The organism is Streptomyces sp. MZ04 (genome assembly GCF_004684775.1).
GTDB lineage: Bacteria > Actinomycetota > Actinomycetes > Streptomycetales > Streptomycetaceae > Streptomyces.
In genome coordinates this window covers 1-17,619 of sequence record NZ_SRIC01000176.1, presented here as the reverse complement: position 1 = coordinate 17,619, position 17,619 = coordinate 1, and the positions used below count along the sequence as shown (strand labels likewise).

Sequence of the window (17,619 nt, the reverse complement as noted above, 5' to 3'; positions counted from 1 at the left end):
CCCTGCCCCGCTGCCAGCTACAGCACCGCCCCCAGCGCCCCCAGGAACCGATCCGTCGTCTCCCGGTCGCGGACCGCGACCCGCAGCCACTGCGGGCCCAGGCCGGGGAACGTATCGCCCCGCCGCACGGCGAAGCCCCGTTCCCGCAGGCGTTCGCGGAGGAGGAGGGCCTCCGGGGCCCTCAGGAGGATGAAGGGGGCCTCCGCCGCCGGGGGCACCCGGATCCCCGCGGGGGCGAACTCCGCGAGGCCGGCCAGGAGATGGGCGCGGTCCGTGGCGATCTGTTCCGCCGCCACCAGCGCCTCCGCCAGCGCCCGAGGCCGCACACACGCCTCCGCCGCCGCCAGCGCCGGCGAGGACACCGGCCACAGCGGCTGTGCTGCCGCCAGCGTCGCGATCGTCTCCGGGTCGGACAGGACGTAACCGATGCGCAGTCCGGCAAGGCCCCACGTCTTGGTGAGGCTGCGCAGGACGACGAGTCCGGGTACGTCCGTACGCCCGGCCAGCGCCTCCCGCTCACCCGGCACCGCGTCCATGAACGCCTCGTCCACCACCAACACCCGCCCGGGGCGGGCGAGTTCGGCGATGGAGGTGGCCGGGTGAAGGACTGACGTCGGGTTTGTCGGGTTGCCTATCACCACCATGTCGGCCGACTCCGGCACCGCTGCCGGAGCCAGTCGGAATCCCTCGGACTCCCGCAGCAGTACCCGCCCCACCGCATGTCCCGCATCCCGCAGTGCTGCCTCGGGTTCGGTGAACTGCGGGTGCACCACCACTGGTTGGCGGACCTTCAAGGCTCGCGCCAGCAGTACGAACGCTTCCGCCGCGCCCGACGTGAGGAGCACCCGGTCCGGCGGAACACCGTGCCGCGCCGCCACCGCCGCCCGCGCCGCCCGGCCGTCCGGATACGTCGCCAGGCCGTCGAGCGAGGCGGCGATGTGCCGCTTCAGCCAGTCGGGCGGGGTGTTCGCCCGGACGTTGACCGCGAGATCGGTGAGGCCGGCGGCGCCCCGGACCTCGGCATCCCCGTGATGCCGCAGGTCCGGTTCGCCGTCGTGCTCGGTCTCGCCGTCGTGCTCGGTCTCGCCGTCGTGCTCGGTCTCAGTGGGAGTGCGCATGGGATCCGTGGTGGTGGCCGTGTCCGTGTCCGTGACCATGGCCGTGGTCTCCGTCGTCGTCCGGGTGGAAGTGCGGCTGCTGCGGCAGGCCCACCTTGTCCTCGAAGCCGGGCAGCGCGATGCGGTAGACGCAGGAGTCGCAGTTCATGCGGAGGTCGCCCTTGACCGCCTCCCGGTAGCGCTCCATGACGAGGTCGAGCAGCTCCTCCTCGGGGCCGATCACGTCCGCCGAGCGCACCTCGATCTCCGGGTGCGCGGCGGCCCAGCCGTCCGTCTGCTGCTGCACCCGGTCCGGCAGGATGCCGGTGAAGAGGAAGTAGGGGAGGACCACGATCCGCTTCGCGCCCAGGCGTACGCAGCGGTCGAGGCCCGACGGCACGTCCGGCGCCGCGAGCGACACGAACGCCGTCTCCACGCCCGCGTAACCACGCCCCTCCCACAGCAGCCGCGCCGCCTTGTGCACCTCGGCGTTGGCGTCCGGGTCGGTCGAACCGCGGCCCACGAGCAGCACCGTCACGTCCGCGCGGTCGTCGGGCGTGCGGGACGCGCCGCCGAGCGCCTCGTCCAGGCGCCGCTCGAGGACCTCCAGGAGCGAGGGGTGCGGGCCGAGCGGGCGGCCGTACGTGTAGGAGATGCCGGGGTGGCGCTCCTTCTCGCGGGTGAGCGCCGCGGGGATGTCGCCCTTGGCGTGCCCGGCCGACACCAGCATCAGCGGGACGGCGGCGAAGCGTTTGACGCCCCGCTCCACCAGGTCGGTGACCGCGTCGCCCAGCGGCGGCGGCGACAGCTCGATGAAGCCGCCTGCGACGGGGAGTTCGGGGTTGCGGCGGGCGAGTTCCTGCACGAAGTCCCGGAACGCTGCGGCCCCGGCCTCGTCGCGGGTGCCGTGGCCGGCGATGAGCAGTGCGGGCGGGGTGGTCACTGGGACTCCTCGGTTGGTGCGGGTGTTTCGTAAGACTGCGACTGCGACTGCGACTTCGGCGACGGCGCGGGGTGGTACAGCAGGGCGTTCAGCGCCGCGGCCGCCACCGCCGAACCGCCCTTCTCCGACACGTTGCTGACGGCGGGAAGGCCGCTCTCGCGCAGCGCCGCCTTGGACTCGGCGGCGCCGACGAAGCCGACGGGCAGGCCGATCACCAGGGCGGGCGCGGCGTCCAGGACGAGCAGTTCCTCCAGGGCGGTCGGCGCGCAGCCGATCACCCAGAGCGCTCCGGGGCCCACTTCCTCGTACGCGAGACGGATCGCGTGGGCCGAACGGGTCAGGTCGGACGACGACTCGGCGTCCTTGAGGCGGCAGACGGTCTCGCGCTTCGTGATGCCCGCGGCGACCATCTCCACGTCGGTGACCACGGGCGCCCCCGCGTGCAGCGCCGCGTGGGCGGCCACCAGGGCGTCCTCGTCGGTGACGAGGTCCGTCGCGTACTCCAGGTCGGCGGCCGAGTGGATGACGCGCTCCACGACCGCGCGGGTCAGCGGCGCGAAGTGCGAGGTGTCCAGGCGGGCGCGGAGCCGCCGGAACGACTCCTGCTCGATGGGGTGGGCGACACGGGTCACTTGGACACCTCCGAAGGGTTCGCCGAAGAGTCCGCCGACAGGTCGGCCGAAGGGTCCGCGTGCTGCCAGCGGTAGCCGCGCGGGGTCACCATGCGGCCCGCGATCTCACGGGTCGCGGTGTTGCCGACCGTCACGACCGTCATCATGTCGACGACTCCCGGGTCGAGTCGGCCGATCGTGCTCAGCCGCGCGGACTCGTCCGGGCGGGACGCGTTGCGTACGACACCTACGGGCGTCGTCGGCTCCCGGTGCTCGGCGAGGATCGACAGGGCCTTCGGCAGCTGCCAGTCGCGGCCCCGGCTGCGCGGGTTGTAGAAGGTGACGATGATGTCCGCCTCGGCCGCCGCGCGCACCCGGCGCTCGATGACCTCCCACGGAGTGTGCAGGTCGGAGAGGCTGATGGACACGTGGTCGTGGCCGAGCGGCGCGCCCAGGATCGCCGCCGCCGCGAGCGCGGCCGTCACACCGGGTACGCCGATGACGTCGATGTCGTCGCTCGCCTCGGCGAGCGCCGGCGAGGCCATGGCGTACACGCCCGCGTCGCCCGACCCGATCAGCGCGACCGCCTGCCCCTTCTGCGCCTCCGCGACGGCGGTACGCGCGCGCTCCTCCTCGGCGCCCAGGCCCGACTCGATGACGATCGTGCCCGGCCGCAGCAGGTCCCGGATCTGGTCGACGTACTGGTCGAGACCGACCAGGACCGAGGCCCTGCGCAGCTCCTCGCGGGCGCGCGGCGTCAGCAGATCGCGTGCGCCGGGGCCGAGTCCAACGACCGCGAGCCGGCCGCGCGGCGCCCGCCGCACGACGGCGCAGGTGGCCATGGGAGCACGGTCCTCGGGCGCCGACTTCCGCTTGGGCACGAGGAGTTCACCACCGCCCCGCAGCGCGGCGGCCTCCGCGACGGAGGGTGTCCCGACGGCGGCGAGCGGCGCGTCGGAGGGGTTCGGCACGTCGATACCGGCCAACTCGTCGGCCGCGTACGTCACGACCGGCACCCCGAGCCGCGCCGCAGCCTCGACGATGCCGGGCTCATCGGCCTTCGCGTCGACGGTCGCCAGCGAGGCGATGGAGGCGGGGGAGAGCCCCGCGTCCCGCAGGGTGTCCTGAACGAGCCCGAGGACTTCCTCGACGGGCGCGCCCTTGCTGGCGCCGACGCCGACGACGAGGGAGGGCGGCCGCAACACGACTTCCCTGTCCCCGAGTTCAGCGAGGCGATCGCTGACCCGGATGGTCGCCACGGTCGCCCGCCCCTGCTGTGGGCAGGCGTTCCGCACGGCGAGTGGGGTCTCCCCTGCTCGAGCGAAGCCGAGAGCTTGGAGTGGGGTGGGCACAGCCCCCGTTTCGGGGCCCCGGTCAAGCGACGTCACGTTAGGCGGCAACGCAGGCAGGGGGAAACCCAACTCGTCGCAGAGAGCAACGGCTTCCCCGTCCAGTACCGCACGGGTCACACCGGCAACATCCCCCTCGACCGGCAGCCCCAGCATGTCGAGCCCCGGCACATCCACCGCATCGGTAGCCGTAGTCACGACAGGCAAGGCCCCCAGAACATCCCCCACCTCGTGGGCAAGGGCATTCGCACCCCCCTCATGCCCGCCCAGCAGGGCAACGGCAAAACGCCCGCCCTCATCGACGCACACGACACCGGGGTCGACATCCTTCCCCTGGAGCAGCGGCGCGCAGAGCCGAACCACGGCGCCCGCGGCGAGAAAGCACACCACCTGCTCGCACTCCGCGAAGGCCCGCTCCACGGCGCCCCGCACGGGCCCCTCGTACACCCGCGTCCGCGAGGGCCACGCCGCGGCGAGACGGTCGCGTGCCGCGCCGCCCGCCGCCGTGGCGGAGATCAGGCCGATCACTGAACTACTCCTTCAGACAAGGGAGATGAGAGGCGGGTGCCCCACACCAGAAAGACCGGATTGGTCGCGGCGAGCCGCGACACCTCACCCGGCAGCGGCGCGAGCCGTGACGACTGCAGCAGCACGCCGTCACAGTCGAACCCGGCACCGCTCAGCGCGGCCCGCACCGCGGGCACCCGGTCGAGCGCCGCCATGGCGACGACGACGGACCGCCGGGCCCGCCGCGCGCACGCCGTCACTATGGCGGGCAGCTCGCGCCCGCCACCGCCGATGAACACCGCGTCCGGGTCGTCGAGATCGGACAGGACGGTGGGCGCGGCCCCGTGCACGGCGCGTACGTCGACGCCGTGCGCCGCGGCGTTGGCGCGGATGCGCTCGACACCGTCGGCGGTCTTCTCCACGGCCACGACGGCCGCGCCGAACCGCGCGCACTCCACGGCGACCGAGCCGGAGCCCGCGCCGATGTCCCACACCAGGTCGCCCAGGCGCGGACCGAGCCGGGCGAGGGCGAGTGCCCGCACCTCGAACTTGGTGATCATCGAGTCGCGGTGGGTGAACTCGCCCTCGTCCAGGGCCCATCGGGACGGCCCCTGCGGCGGGCCCGCGACGGTGCGCGAAGGTGCCAGGGCCCGCTCCTCGTCCAGGCAGAGCACGACGCTCACCGCGGGCCCCCAGTCGCGGGCCGCGGCCTCGGCCGGCGTGACCCGTTCGACGCGCTCGTGCTCCGGGTCGCCCAGAGCGCTCGCGACGACCAGGGTGCGGGCGTCGGCACGCCGGGTCAGCTCGGCGCCGAGTTCGGCGGGGCCGCTGCCGGGGCCGGTCAGGACCGCCACCTTGGGGTGCGCGCGGCAGGCGTTCGCCGCGGTGCGCGGATCGCGTCCGTGCGCGCTGACCACCACGGCGTCGTCCCAAGGAAGCCCGACCCGCGCGAACGCGGTGGCGACGGAGGAGACACCGGGCCGGACGTCGAGCCGGTCGGACCCGAACCGTTCCGCGAGGGCCCGCACGATCCCGAAGAACCCGGGGTCCCCGGAGGCGAGCACGACGACGCCGCTGCCCTCCGACGCCCCGTCGGCCTTCGCCAGCTGCTCCTCGATGGCGTCGAGCGCGGGGGCGAGCGGCCCCATCACCACCCGGGCCGTCCCCGGCGGCAGCCCCGCCGACTCGATGTGCCGTCGGGCGCCCACGACGAGCCCCGCGGCGCGCACCGCGTCAAGGGCGGCGGTGTCGAGCGGCGTCCCCGTCCCCGTACCGACGACGGTGATCATGATTTCGACCTCTCCGCACGCAACGCGGCCCGCGCCTCGGGGTCGGCCTTGCGGAAACCGTGGAAGTGGCCCGGGTGGTAGAGGTGCGAGCGGGTGCCGTGCGCGGCGAGGGCCGGGCCGACCAGGAACAGCGTGTGCTTCCACAGGCGGTGTTCCTTGACCGTCTCCTCGAGGGTCTCGATGGTGCAGTTGAGCACCAGCTCCTCGGGCCACGTCGCCTGGTACGCGATGACGACGGGCGTGGTCGACGGGTAGCCGCCCTCCAGGAGTTCCCGGACCAGCTGGCCGCTGCGCGCCGCCGAGAGGAACAGCGCCATCGTCGTGCCGTGCCGCGCGAACTCGCGCACCTCCTCGCCGGGCGGCATCGGCGTCTTGCCGCCGCCGAGCCGGGTGAGGATCACGGACTGCGCGACCTCGGGGATCGTCAGCTCGCGCTGCGCGATCGCCGCGACCGCCGAGAACGACGAGACGCCCGGCACGATCTCCGTCGCCACGCCGAGCCCGGCGCACCGGTCGACCTGCTCCTGCGTGCCGCCCCACAGGGCGGGGTCACCGGAGTGGATCCGGGCGACCTTCAGGCCCTCGGCGGCGGCCCGCTCGTACACGGCGACGACGTCCTCGAGCGACATCGTCGCCGAGTCGAGGATCTCGGCGCCCTCGCGCGCGTGCTCGAGGACCTCCGCCTGCACCAGGCTGGCCGCCCAGATGACGACATCGGCCTCCGCGATGGCCCGTGCGGCACGGAACGTCAGCAGGTCGGCGGCGCCGGGCCCTGCCCCGACAAAGGTCACCTTGCCGGTGGTGGCTTCGGCGTCGGCCATGGGTGGGGTTCCTCTCGTACGAAACAGAATCAGTGGTGAAGCAGTAATCAGTGGTGGAGCAGTAATCAGTGGTGGAGCAGAAATCCGTGGGTGTCGCCCCGCGCATGGATGTGCGGGGCAGGGGGTCGATCGGCTAGCAAGGGCGCATGGCTGTGTTCGTGGCGCTCGGCGCTTTTCTGATGACCCTGCTGGGCGGCTGGACGGCCCAGCGGGTCACCGACCGGCGCCACCTCGTCCTCGGGCTCGCGGGCGGTCTGATGCTCGGCGTGGTCGGCCTCGACCTGCTGCCGGAGGCCCTCGACGCCGCGGGCGGCCTGGTCTTCGGCGTACCGGCGGCGCTGCTCCTGTTCGTGGCCGGCTTCCTCGTGGCGCACCTGGTGGAGCGGCTGCTCGCGGTGCGCCAGGCGGCGCACGGGGCGGAGGAGGTCAACGGCCGGGCGCCCCAGGTGGGTCTGACGGCGGCCGCCGCGATGGTCGGCCACAGCCTCATGGACGGCGTCGCGATCGGCGCCGCCTTCCAGGTGGGCGGCGGGATGGGCCTTGCGGTGGCGCTCGCGGTCATCGCCCATGACTTCGCGGACGGCTTCAACACGTACACGATCACCAGCCTGTACGGGAACGCCCGCCGCAAGGCACTGGCGATGCTCTTCGCCGACGCGGTGGCCCCGGTCGTGGGCGCCGCGTCGACGCTCCTCTTCACCATTCCGGAGCAACTGCTCGGCGGATATCTCGGCTTCTTCGGGGGAGCGCTGCTCTACCTGGCCGCGGCGGAGATCCTGCCGGAGGCGCACCACGAGCACCCGGCCCGCTCGACGGTGCTGTGCACGGTCGCGGGAGCCGCGTTCATCTGGCTGGTGGTGGGCATCGCGGACTGAGGCCGCGGTGCGGACCGAGGTCACAGTTTCCCGCCCCGGCCGCCCTCGCGCCGCGCGGGAGCGATCAGCGTGGACAGATAGGGCAGCGGCGTCTCGGCCAGCTCGGCGGCCGACCGGATGGACTCCTCGGGAAGCCCGAGCGCGGACCCCCACACGGCGTCCTCCGTGCGCCCCGTCTCGCGCAGCGCGGCAGCCACCTCATCGGCCAGCCGCCCGAACTTGTACGCGACGACCGTGCCGGGCCCGGCGAGCGCCTCCTTGAGCACGGCGGCACCGGCGGTCACCGGCACCAGCGTCAGCGGCTCGGTGCCTTCGGTGAGCACGGCACCGCTGCGGGCGGCGAGATCCTGCATGGCGGTGATCCCGGGCACGGTCTCGACGCCGGCCCCCGGCATGAGCTCGGCGATGGTCTGCGCGAGATAGGTGAACGTCGAGTACACATTGGGGTCGCCGATCGTCGCGAACGCCACCGAGCCGTGCTCCCGCAGCAGCTCGGCGACCCGCTCGCCGGCGGCGTCCCAGGCGGCCTCGCGGCGCTGCCGGTCGCTGCGCTCGTTGAGCGCGAACACGACACGTACGACCTTGTCCTCGGGGACGTAGTGCAGCACCGTCGCTTCTGCCCGCCCCCGCTCACCGCCATCTTTTCCATCAGACGCAGCCATGACCGGTACGACGACGACGGCGGCGGCGCGCAGCGCGTTGACGCCCTTCACGGTCACCAGCTCCGGGTCACCGGGCCCGACACCGACTCCGACCAGCGTGTTGCTCATGCCCTGCACCTCTCTACGAACCGACGGGCGATACCGGGTTCGGCGGCCCAATGCGTGTGCAGATAACTCGCGTGCACACCCTGTTGTACGAAGCCTTCGACGCGCCGTTCAGGGGCGTGCAGCCCCCAGGCGGGAGCCGCCCCGGCGCCCGGTTCGACGACGGTGCGGTGAAACTCGTGCCCGCGCATCCGGGTCCCGACGGCCGCGAGCGCGCTGTCGGACACGGCGACGGCCTCCCGGTACCCGAGCGTCAGCCGCTCCGACATCCGCGCACGGGCGTCGAGCACGCCGCACATGGGCTTCCCGTCCAACTCCCGCGTCAGATAGAGCAGCCCGGCACACTCGGCGGCAACGGGCGCCCCACCGAGCGCAAGCTCGGCAACGGCCTTCCGCAACGGCTCATTGGCGGAAAGCCCGGGAGCGTACACCTCGGGAAACCCACCACCGATGACAAGCCCGGCGGTCCCGTCCGGCAGCTGCTCATCATGCAGCGGATCAAAGGCGACGACGTCGGCTCCGGCGGCGGCGAGCAGCTCGGCATGCTCGGCGTAGGAGAACGAGAAGGCGGCCCCACCGGCGATGGCGACGACGGGCCTGCGGCTTTCACTTTTCATCCCGTCCGGCGACACATCCGGGTCCCACGTGTCACCGGACAACGCAGGAGCACTCCGGGCAAGCCCCAGAATCCCCTCCAGGTCACACCCTTCCCGCACCCGCGAGGCCAACGCCGCAACAGACTCCACAGCCTCGGCCCGCCGCTCGGCGACCGGCACAAGCCCCAGGTGCCGCGAGGGCGCCTGGACCTGCTGCGCCCGCCCCAGCGCCCCCAGCACAGGAACCCCCGACTCGTCCAACGCCTCCCGGAGCAACGCCTCATGCCGCGCGGATCCCACCTTGTTCAAGATGACGCCCCCGATCCGCACCTCCGGATCCCACGACGCGAACCCATGCACCAGCGCAGCCACAGACCGCGACTGCGAAGACGCATCCACGACAAGCACCACAGGCGCCCGCAACAGCTTCGCCACCTGCGCGGTAGAAGCAAGCTCACCCTGCCCCGAGGCCCCGTCATAGAGCCCCATGACGCCCTCGACCACGGCGAGATCGCACCCACGCGCCCCATGCGCGAACAGCGGCGCAACCATCTCAGGACCGCACAGATACGCGTCGAGATTCCGCCCCGGCCGCCCCGTGGCCAGCGCGTGATACCCGGGATCGATGTAGTCGGGCCCCACCTTGTGCGGGGACACGGCGAGCCCGGCCGCCGAGAAGGCGGCCATCAACCCCGTGGCGACAGTCGTCTTCCCGCTCCCGGAGGAGGGCGCGGCGACGACGAGCCGAGCTACCACTCGATGCCCCTCTGGCCCTTCTGCCCGGCGTCCATCGGATGCTTGACCTTGGACATGTCCGTCACGAGATCGGCGAAGTCCACCAGAGCGGCGGGCGCGTTGCGCCCCGTGATGACGACATGCTGATTCCCGGGCCGATTCCGCAGCGTCTCCACGACCTCGTCCGTGTCGACCCACCCCCAGTGCAGGGGATAGGCGAACTCGTCGAGGACGTAAAGGCGGTACGTCTCGGCGGCGAGGTCACGCTTGACCTGCTCCCAGCCCTCGCGGGCCTTGTCCTCGTTGCTCATCTCGCCGTCGGCGGGCGCACGCTGGATCCACGACCAGCCCTCGCCCATCTTGTGCCAGTCGACGGTCCCGCCCTCGCCGGAGGCACCGAGCACCTTCAGGGCGTTCTCCTCGCCCACCTTCCACTTCGCGGACTTCACGAACTGGAAGACCCCGATCGGCCAGCCCTGATTCCAGGCCCGCAGCGCGAGCCCGAACGCGGCGGTGGACTTCCCCTTGCCGATACCGGTGTGCACGACGACGAGCGGGCGGTTGCGCCGCTGACGCGTGGTGAGTCCGTCGTCCGGCACGACACTCGGCTGTCCCTGCGGCATTACGCGACGCTCCTCATGCGAGTCTTACGAGATCCCGATCCCTGTACGTCCTTGACGAGCCCGGCGATGGACTCCGCCCGCAGCTCGTCCAGTGTCACGGCGGTAGCGCCGAGCTCACCGGCAAGCTGCCCGGCGAGCCCGAGCCGCACGGGCCCCGACTCGCAGTCGACGACCACGGAAGCGATGCCCGCCGCCCCGAACAGCCGGGCGGCACGCCCCGCCTGGGCCACCGGCGCGGGCCCGCCCGTGGCGCGCCCGTCCGTCACGACGACGACCAGCGGCCGCCGCGCCGGATCCCGCAGCCGCTCCACCCGCAGCACCTCGTGCGCCTTGAGCAGCCCGGCCGAGACCGGCGTACGCCCACCGGTGGGCAGCGATTCCAGGCGCGCGGCGGCCGCGTCGACGGACGAGGTCGGCGGCAGCGCCACGTCGGCGCTCGTGCCCCGGAAGGTGACGAGCCCGACCTTGTCCCGCCGCTGGTAGGCGTCGAGCAGCAGCGAGAGGACCGCGCCCTTGACGGCGCTCATCCGCTGCCGTGCGGCCATGGACCCGGAGGCGTCCACGACGAACAGGACGAGGTTGCCCTCGCGCCCCTCCCGGGTGGCCTGCCGCAGGTCGTCCCGGCGCACCACCAGACCCCGGCCCGACCGGCCGCGCGCCCGCTGATGCGGGGCGGCGGCCTGCACGGTGGCCGCCAAGTGCAGCTTGGTGAGCGCCCCTTGGGGCCGCCGGGCCCCGGTGGTCCTGCCGTGCTCGGTGCGCGCCCGCGAGCGCCGCCCGGCGGCACCTTCACCCAGCCCCGGCACGCTCAGCATCTTCGTACGGAACGGCTCGGAGGCCCGCACGGCCTGCTGCTCGCCGCCACCGCCCGCGGGAGCCTGCGCGGCGGACGATTCGTCCTCCTGGCCCGCGTCGCTCTGGTCCCCGGGAGCGCCGGGCGAGTCCGGACCGCTCTCCGGGGGCAGGCCGCCCCCGCCGGGCCCGTCGGGATCCGGATCGTCGTCGCCGTCATCGCCCCCGGACTGCTCCAGGGTGTCGTCCAGCTTGTCCTCGTCGAGTCCCGGCGCGTCGAAGGGGTTGCGCCGCCGCCGGTGCGGAAGGGCGAGCAGCGCCGCCTGCCGTACGTCCTCGGCGAGCACGTCCTCGCGCCCGGCCCAGGCGGCCAGCGCCGTCGCCGTACGCGCCATCACGATGTCGGCCCGCATCCCGTCGACCTCGAAGGCCGCGCAGGTGGCGGCGATCTGCCGCAACGCCCCGTCGCCGAGCCGCACTTGGGGAAGCAGGGCGCGCGCCGCGACGATCCGGGTCCGCAGCGCGGCCTCCTCGTCGCCCCACCGCGCGGCGAAGCCCTCCGCGTCGTCGTCGTACGCGAGCCGCCGCCGCACGACCTCCACGCGCTGGTCGGTCTCCCGCGACGCGGCCACCTCGACGGTGAGCCCGAAGCGGTCGAGCAACTGCGGCCGCAGTTCGCCCTCTTCGGGGTTCATGGTCCCCACGAGCAGGAAACGCGCGGCGTGCCGCACGGACACACCCTCGCGCTCGACGTACGAGGCGCCCATGGCGGCGGCGTCGAGCAGCAGGTCGACCAAGTGGTCGTGCAGCAGGTTGACTTCGTCGACGTAGAGGATGCCGCGGTGCGCGTCGGCGAGCAGTCCCGGCTCGAAGGCCTTGACGCCCTCGGCGAGCGCCCGCTCGATGTCCAGCGCTCCGACGAGGCGGTCCTCGGAGGCACCCACGGGCAGCTCGACCATCCGGGCGTCCCGCGCGGAGTCCCCGCCGACGTCGTGCGGACCGTCGGGGCAGGCGGGATCGGCGGCTGCGGGATCACAGGAGAACCGGCACCCGGCGACCACCGGCACCTGCGGGAGCAGCGCCGAAAGGGCGCGCACCGCGGTGGACTTGGCGGTGCCCTTCTCGCCGCGTACGAGGACGCCGCCGACGGCGGGCGAGACGGCGTTGAGCAGCAGGGCGAGCCGCAGGTCGTCCTGTCCGACGAGAGCGGTGAACGGATAGGGGGTGCTCACAAGGCCTCCATGACGTGATTCAGGGCGGGGCGGGGGTCGGCGCAACTCATCCGTCCCCCTCCAACTCGCCCTCGAGCTCAAGGTAGGTGGCCCGGAGCCGCTCCAGCGTCTGAGCGTCCGGCTCCGCCCAAAGACCCCGCTCGGCCGCTTCGAGCAACCGCTCGGAAATCCCGCGCAGGGCCCAGGGGTTGGACTTCTGCATGAACTCCCGGTTCTCGGGATCGAAGACGTACTCGGCGGAGAGCTTCTCGTACATCCAGTCGTCGACCACGCCCGCGGTCGCGTCGTACCCGAAGAGATAGTCCACGGTGGCGGCCATCTCGAAGGCGCCCTTGTAGCCGTGCCGCCGCATCGCCGCCATCCAGCGGGGGTTGACGACGCGCGCACGGAAGACCCGGTGGGTCTCCTCGCCCAGGGTCCGCGTCTTCACCTGGTCGGGAGTGGCGGAGTCACCCACGTACGCCTCGGGCGACTCACCCGTCAGGTGGCGCACCATGGCGACCATGCCGCCGTGGTACTGGAAGTAGTCGTCGGCGTCGACGAGGTCGTGTTCGCGGGTGTCGACGTTCTTCGCCGCGACGGCGATCCGCCGGAACGCGGTCTCCATGTCCCCGCGCGCGGCCTTGCCGTCGAGCCCGCGACCGTAGGCGTAGCCGCCCCACACCGCGTACACCTCGGCGAGATCCGCGTCGCTGCGCCAGTTGCGCGCGTCGATCAGCGGAAGGAGCCCCGCCCCATAGGCGCCGGGCTTGGAGCCGAAGATCCGCGATGTGGCCCGCCGGCGGTCACCGTGCTCGGCGGTGTCCTCGTCCGCGTGCGCCCGTACGTAGTTGGACTCCGGGGCCTCGTCCAGTTCCGCCACGGCCCGCACGGCGTCGTCGATCAGGCCGACGACATGCGGGAACGCGTCGCGGAAGAACCCGGAGATGCGCACCGTCACATCGATGCGCGGCCGCCCGAGCTCCGCCACCGGCACGATCTCGAAGCCGGTCACGCGCCGCGACGCGTCGTCCCAGACGGGGCGGCAGCCGAGCAGCGCCAGGATCTCCGCGATGTCGTCGCCCTGCGTACGCATCGCCGACGTGCCCCACACGGTCAGACCCACGGACTTCGGGTACTCACCGGTGTCCGCCAGGTACCGCGCGATCAGCGAGTCCGCGAGGGACTGGCCGACCTCCCAGGAGAGCCGCGAGGGAATGGCCTTGGGGTCGACCGAGTAGAAGTTGCGTCCGGTCGGCAGCACATTCACGAGCCCGCGCGTCGGCGACCCGGAAGGACCGGCGGGAACGTACCCGCCGTCGAGCGCCCGCAGGATGTGCCCGATCTCGTCCGTGGTGCGCGCGAGCCGCGGCACGACCTCCTCGCAGGCGAATCCCAACACGGCGACCGAGGGAGTGAGTTCGACCCCGAGCACGTCTCGCACGAGGCCGCGTACGGCTGCCAGCTTCCAGCCGCGCTCCTCCATGCCCTCGGCGAGGCGGCGGCACAGCTGCTCGAGCAGGTCCAGCGCGTCGGCGCCGGTCCGCGCGGGCCCGTCGACCAGGGACGTGAGTCCATCCGCGACCTTCACGGCCGCACCCGGCTCGGCGAGCAACTCCTTCTCGCTGAGCCCGAAGTGCTCGGCGAGGCAGGCCCGCAGACCGGGCAGCGCGTTCGCCTGGCCGCCCCACACCTGCGAGGCCCGCAGCACGGCGAGCACGAGATTGACGCGCGCCTCGCCCTCGGGCCCGCCGCCGAGGATGTGCAGACCGTCGCGGATCTGCACGTCCTTGATCTCGCACAGATAGCCGTCGATGTGCATGACGAACTCGTCGAACTCGCCGTCGTCGGGCTGCTCGTCGACATGCAGGTCGTGGTGGAGCTCGGCGGCCTTCACCAGCGTCCAGATCTGCGCGCGTACGGCAGGGGCCTTCGTCGGGTCCAGGTCGCTGACGAGCGCGTACTCGTCGAGCAGCTGCTCCAGCTTCGCCAGATCCCCGTACGTGTCCGCGCGGGCCATCGGCGGCACCAGGTGGTCCACCACCGTCGCGTGCCCGCGCCGCTTGGCCTGGGTGCCCTCGCCCGGGTCGTTCACGATGAACGGGTAGATCAGCGGCAGCTCGCCGAGCACCGCGTCCGGGGCGCAACTCCCGCTCAGGCCGAGGCCCTTGCCCGGCAGCCACTCCATTGTGCCGTGCTTGCCCATGTGTACGACGGCGTCGGCGCCGAAGGACAGCTCCAGCCAGCGGTAGGCCGCCATGTAGTGGTGCGAGGGCGGCATGTCGGGGTCGTGGTAGATCGCGATCGGGTTCTCGCCGAAGCCGCGCGGCGGCTGGATCATCACGACGACGTTCCCGAACTGCAGGGAGGCGAGCACGATGTCGTCGCCGTCGACGTACAGGCTGCCGGGCGGCTCGCCCCACGCCTCCAGCATGCCGTCGCGCAGCTCGGGCGCCAGCTTGTCGAACCACGCCTGATAGTCCGCGAGCGGCACGCGCGCGGGGGCCGCCGCCAACTGCTCCTCGGTGAGCCACTCCACGTCGTGGCCACCGGCGTTGATGAGCCGGTGGATCAGCTCGTCGCCGTTGTCCGGGTGGCCCTCGACGACGTACCCGGCATCGCGCAGCGAGTCGAGCACGCGCACCGCCGACGCGGGGGTGTCGAGGCCGACCGCGTTGCCGACGCGCGAGTGCTTCGTCGGGTACGCCGTGAAGACGAGCGCGAGCTTCTTCTCGGCGTTCGGCTTGTGCTTCAACTGGGCGTGGCGCAGGGCGATTCCGGCGACGCGGGCGGCGCGCTCGGGGTCGGCGACGTACACCGGTACGTCGTCGGGGCCCTGCTCCTTGAAGGAGAACGGCACGGTGATGACACGCCCGTCGAACTCCGGGATCGCCACCTGCATCGCGGCGTCCATGGGGGAGAGCGCGGCATCCGACGCGTCCCACGTCGCCCGCGACGAGGTGAGGCAAAGTCCTTGCAGCACAGGGATGTTGAGGTCGGCGAGCGCGCCGATGTCCCAGGCCTCCTCGTCACCGCCCGCGCTCGCGCCGGATGCGTGCGTGCCGCCCGCCGCGAGGACGGTGGCGACCAGCGCGTCCGCCTGCCCGAGGATCTCGTACAGGCCCGCGTCCGCACCGCGCAGCGAACCGCAGTACACGGCAAGGGCGTTGGCGCCCCGCGCCTCGATCGCGTCGCACAGCGTGTCCACGAAGCCGGTGTTCCCGGAGAGCTGGTGCGCCCGGTAGAAGAGCACACCGACGGTGGGCCGCCCCTCGACGTACTCCCGCGTGCCATGCACCCCGTACTCGGGCATCTTCCGCGGCTCGGCGCTCTGCCGCTCCCGCGTGTCGCCCGTCGCCCGGCCGCGTCCCGCCGCGAGGACGTCCTCCTTGAGGAACCGCACCAGCTCGCGCAGATTGGCCGTGCCGCCCTCGACGAGATACCGCAGCGCCTCCGCCACGGACCCCGCGTGCACGGTCGACTCGGCCATCAGCTCCGCGTCCGGCACGGCCTCGCCGCCGAGCAGCACCGTCGGGATCCCGGCGGCCTTCAGCGCCGCGAGCCCGTCCTCCCAGGCGCGCTTGCCGCCGAGGAGGCGTACGACGGCGATGTCGGCGCCCTCGATCAGGGCGGGCAGCTCGTTCTGCACGTCGACCCGGGTCGGGTTGCCGATGCGGTATCCGGCACCCGAGGCACGGGCGGCCAGCAGGTCCGTGTCGGCGGTGGACAGAAGCAGGACGGTCATGAGGGTGCCCCCGGTGCGATGAAGGGGAGACCGGACGGTGCGCCGGTCTCGATCAGGCTGAGCAGCGCGTCCGTGTCCGCGTGTTCTTCGATCAGGTCTCCGAGCAGGTCGAGCTGCTCCTCGCGCAGTACGCCGAAGCTGGTGTCGGGCGCGGGCACGAAACGGCGCCCGGCGGCGCGCGCGACCTCCGTGAGGAAGCGCCGCCGGAACGCGTCGCTCTCCAGGGAGCCGTGCCAGTGCGTGCCCCACACCTCGCCGACGCGGCAGCCGTCCAGGAAGGGCTCCCCGCCCAGGACCTGGGCGACGCCGTGATGGATCTCGTACCCCTCGACGGGCTCGCCGAGGGCCTCGCCGACCGGCCGGGCGAGGGTCTTCTCGCGGGCGAACCGCACGCGCACGGGCAGCAGCCCGAGCCCGTCCACGGCCCCCGCGCGCGACTCGACGTCGTCCTCGATGTGCTCGCCGAGCACCTGGAAGCCGCCGCAGATCCCGAGCACGGGCCGCCCCTCGGCACCGCGCCGCGCGATGGCGTCGGCGAGCCCGCGCTCGCGCAGCCACTCCAGGGCGCGCACGGTCCCGCGCGTACCCGGTACGACGACGAGATCGGCGTCGACGAGTTCATCGGCCCGGTCCACGAACCGCACGACGACACCGGGTTCGGCGGCGAGCGCGTCCACGTCCGTGAAGTTCGACATCAGCGGTACGGCACAGACGGCGACCCGCAGCACGTCCGCGCCGACCGGGGGAGCGACGACGGACTCCCGCACGGCGCCCCGCAGGGACACCCGGAGCCCGTCCTCCTCGTCGATCCCGAGGCCGTGCTGGAACGGCAGCACACCGAACGTGCGCCGCCCGGTGAGGCCTTGCAGCATGTCGAGCCCGGGTTCGAGCAGCGACACATCGCCCCGGAACTTGTTGACGAGATATCCGGCGACCAGCTCTTGGTCCTCGGCGCTCAGCAGCGCGGTGGTGCCGAAGAAGGAGGCGAAGACGCCACCGCGGTCGATGTCGCCGACGACGACCACGGGGAAGCGGGCGGCCCGCGCGATCCCCATGTTCACGATGTCCGTACGCCGCAGATTGATCTCGGCGGGACTGCCCGCGCCTTCGCAGATCACGGCGTCATAGCTGCCCCGAAGTTCCTCCAGGCATCCCACGACGGTGGAGAGCAGTGCTTCCTGCCGCCCGCCGTGGTAGCCGCGCGCACTCATCTCGCCCACGGGCTTGCCCATGAGCACGACCTGACTGCTGCGGTCGCTGCCCGGCTTGAGCAGCACGGGATTCATCAGCGCGGTCGGCTCGACGCGGGCGGCCTGAGCCTGCATGGCCTGCGCCCGCCCGATCTCGGCACCTTCGCGGGTGACGAAGGAGTTGAGCGACATGTTCTGCGCCTTGAACGGCGCGACGGACACGCCCTTGCGGGCCAGCCACCGGCAGATCCCGGCGGTGACGACGCTCTTGCCGGCGTCTGATGTGGTCCCGGCGACCAGTAGTCCGCCACTCACGTGTGTCTCCCTCTCCGAGCGGCCACGGCAACTCCCAGCGCCAGCAAGCCGACCTGCCGGGAAAGCTTCACGGCCCGCTCGATGTCAGCCACCTCAACAGGCCGCCCGCCCCCGTTCAGAACAGGCCGGTGCTCGACCCGCCCCCCGTACGAG

Annotated in this window: 13 protein-coding genes and 1 pseudogene; 1 reads left to right on the top strand and 13 read right to left on the bottom strand. The window is 72.7% G+C overall.

The genetic code is table 11. From position 1 onward, the window contains the following. Positions 1-17 precede the first annotated feature (17 nt). From cobC to cobM, 6 genes are read right to left on the bottom strand one after another with little or no spacing between them, the layout of a single operon-like run. Entirely contained in the window at positions 18-1,118 is a 1,101-nt protein-coding gene (cobC, locus tag E2651_RS28925) for an Rv2231c family pyridoxal phosphate-dependent protein CobC (protein ID WP_245239310.1), read from the bottom strand. Continuing rightward, the gene (locus E2651_RS28920) at positions 1,102-2,040 is read right to left on the bottom strand and encodes a sirohydrochlorin chelatase (protein WP_135334188.1); all 939 of its coding nucleotides are present in this window, start codon (positions 2,038-2,040) and stop codon (positions 1,102-1,104) included. The genes cobC and E2651_RS28920 overlap by 17 nt, the downstream gene beginning before the upstream one ends. Beyond that, positions 2,037-2,672 (bottom strand): precorrin-8X methylmutase, encoded by a 636-nt coding sequence (locus E2651_RS28915; protein WP_135334187.1) that lies wholly within the window; start codon positions 2,670-2,672, stop codon positions 2,037-2,039. The genes E2651_RS28920 and E2651_RS28915 overlap by 4 nt, the downstream gene beginning before the upstream one ends. Further along, a complete protein-coding gene (gene cobJ / locus E2651_RS28910) occupies positions 2,669-4,528 on the bottom strand; it encodes a precorrin-3B C(17)-methyltransferase (RefSeq protein WP_167828921.1) in 1,860 nt (619 codons plus the stop codon). Before cobJ ends, E2651_RS28915 begins: the two co-directional genes overlap by 4 nt. Continuing rightward, positions 4,525-5,796, bottom strand: a complete 1,272-nt coding sequence (cbiE, locus tag E2651_RS28905) for a precorrin-6y C5,15-methyltransferase (decarboxylating) subunit CbiE (RefSeq protein WP_135334186.1) — start codon at positions 5,794-5,796, stop codon at positions 4,525-4,527. The genes cobJ and cbiE overlap by 4 nt, the downstream gene beginning before the upstream one ends. Further along, positions 5,793-6,617: a precorrin-4 C(11)-methyltransferase gene (gene cobM, locus E2651_RS28900; RefSeq protein ID WP_135334185.1), complete on the bottom strand. Its 825-nt coding sequence runs from the start codon at positions 6,615-6,617 to the stop codon at positions 5,793-5,795. The genes cbiE and cobM overlap by 4 nt, the downstream gene beginning before the upstream one ends. A gap of 146 nt (positions 6,618-6,763) precedes the next feature. Between cobM and E2651_RS28895 the strand changes: the two genes are divergently transcribed. Further along, positions 6,764-7,492 carry a ZIP family metal transporter gene (locus E2651_RS28895; RefSeq protein ID WP_135334184.1) on the top strand — a complete coding sequence of 243 codons (729 nt, stop codon included), beginning with the start codon at positions 6,764-6,766 and terminating at the stop codon, positions 7,490-7,492. A 20-nt stretch (positions 7,493-7,512) separates the two neighbouring features. Here E2651_RS28895 and cobI read toward each other — a convergent pair whose 3' ends face one another. The 7 genes and pseudogenes from cobI to E2651_RS45540 all read right to left on the bottom strand — a co-directional run. After that, on the bottom strand, positions 7,513-8,262 hold the full coding sequence (gene cobI, locus E2651_RS28890; protein ID WP_135334183.1) for a precorrin-2 C(20)-methyltransferase: 750 nt from the start codon (positions 8,260-8,262) through the stop codon (positions 7,513-7,515). Then, positions 8,259-9,611 (bottom strand): cobyrinate a,c-diamide synthase, encoded by a 1,353-nt coding sequence (locus E2651_RS28885; protein WP_135334182.1) that lies wholly within the window; start codon positions 9,609-9,611, stop codon positions 8,259-8,261. Before E2651_RS28885 ends, cobI begins: the two co-directional genes overlap by 4 nt. Next, complete coding sequence (cobO, locus tag E2651_RS28880; RefSeq protein WP_135334181.1) at positions 9,605-10,213, bottom strand: cob(I)yrinic acid a,c-diamide adenosyltransferase; 609 nt, start codon at positions 10,211-10,213, stop codon at positions 9,605-9,607. The genes E2651_RS28885 and cobO overlap by 7 nt, the downstream gene beginning before the upstream one ends. After that, the gene (locus E2651_RS28875; protein WP_135334180.1) at positions 10,213-12,237 is read right to left on the bottom strand and encodes a putative cobaltochelatase; all 2,025 of its coding nucleotides are present in this window, start codon (positions 12,235-12,237) and stop codon (positions 10,213-10,215) included. The genes cobO and E2651_RS28875 overlap by 1 nt, the downstream gene beginning before the upstream one ends. A gap of 46 nt (positions 12,238-12,283) precedes the next feature. Beyond that, a complete protein-coding gene (gene cobN / locus E2651_RS28870) occupies positions 12,284-15,961 on the bottom strand; it encodes a cobaltochelatase subunit CobN (RefSeq protein WP_135334179.1) in 3,678 nt (1,225 codons plus the stop codon). Then, positions 15,958-17,466 carry a cobyric acid synthase gene (locus tag E2651_RS28865; RefSeq protein ID WP_135334178.1) on the bottom strand — a complete coding sequence of 503 codons (1,509 nt, stop codon included), beginning with the start codon at positions 17,464-17,466 and terminating at the stop codon, positions 15,958-15,960. The genes cobN and E2651_RS28865 overlap by 4 nt, the downstream gene beginning before the upstream one ends. Then, positions 17,463-17,619, bottom strand: a pseudogene (locus E2651_RS45540) (cobalamin biosynthesis protein); the annotation flags it as partial. The gene E2651_RS28865 and the pseudogene E2651_RS45540, both read right to left, overlap by 4 nt.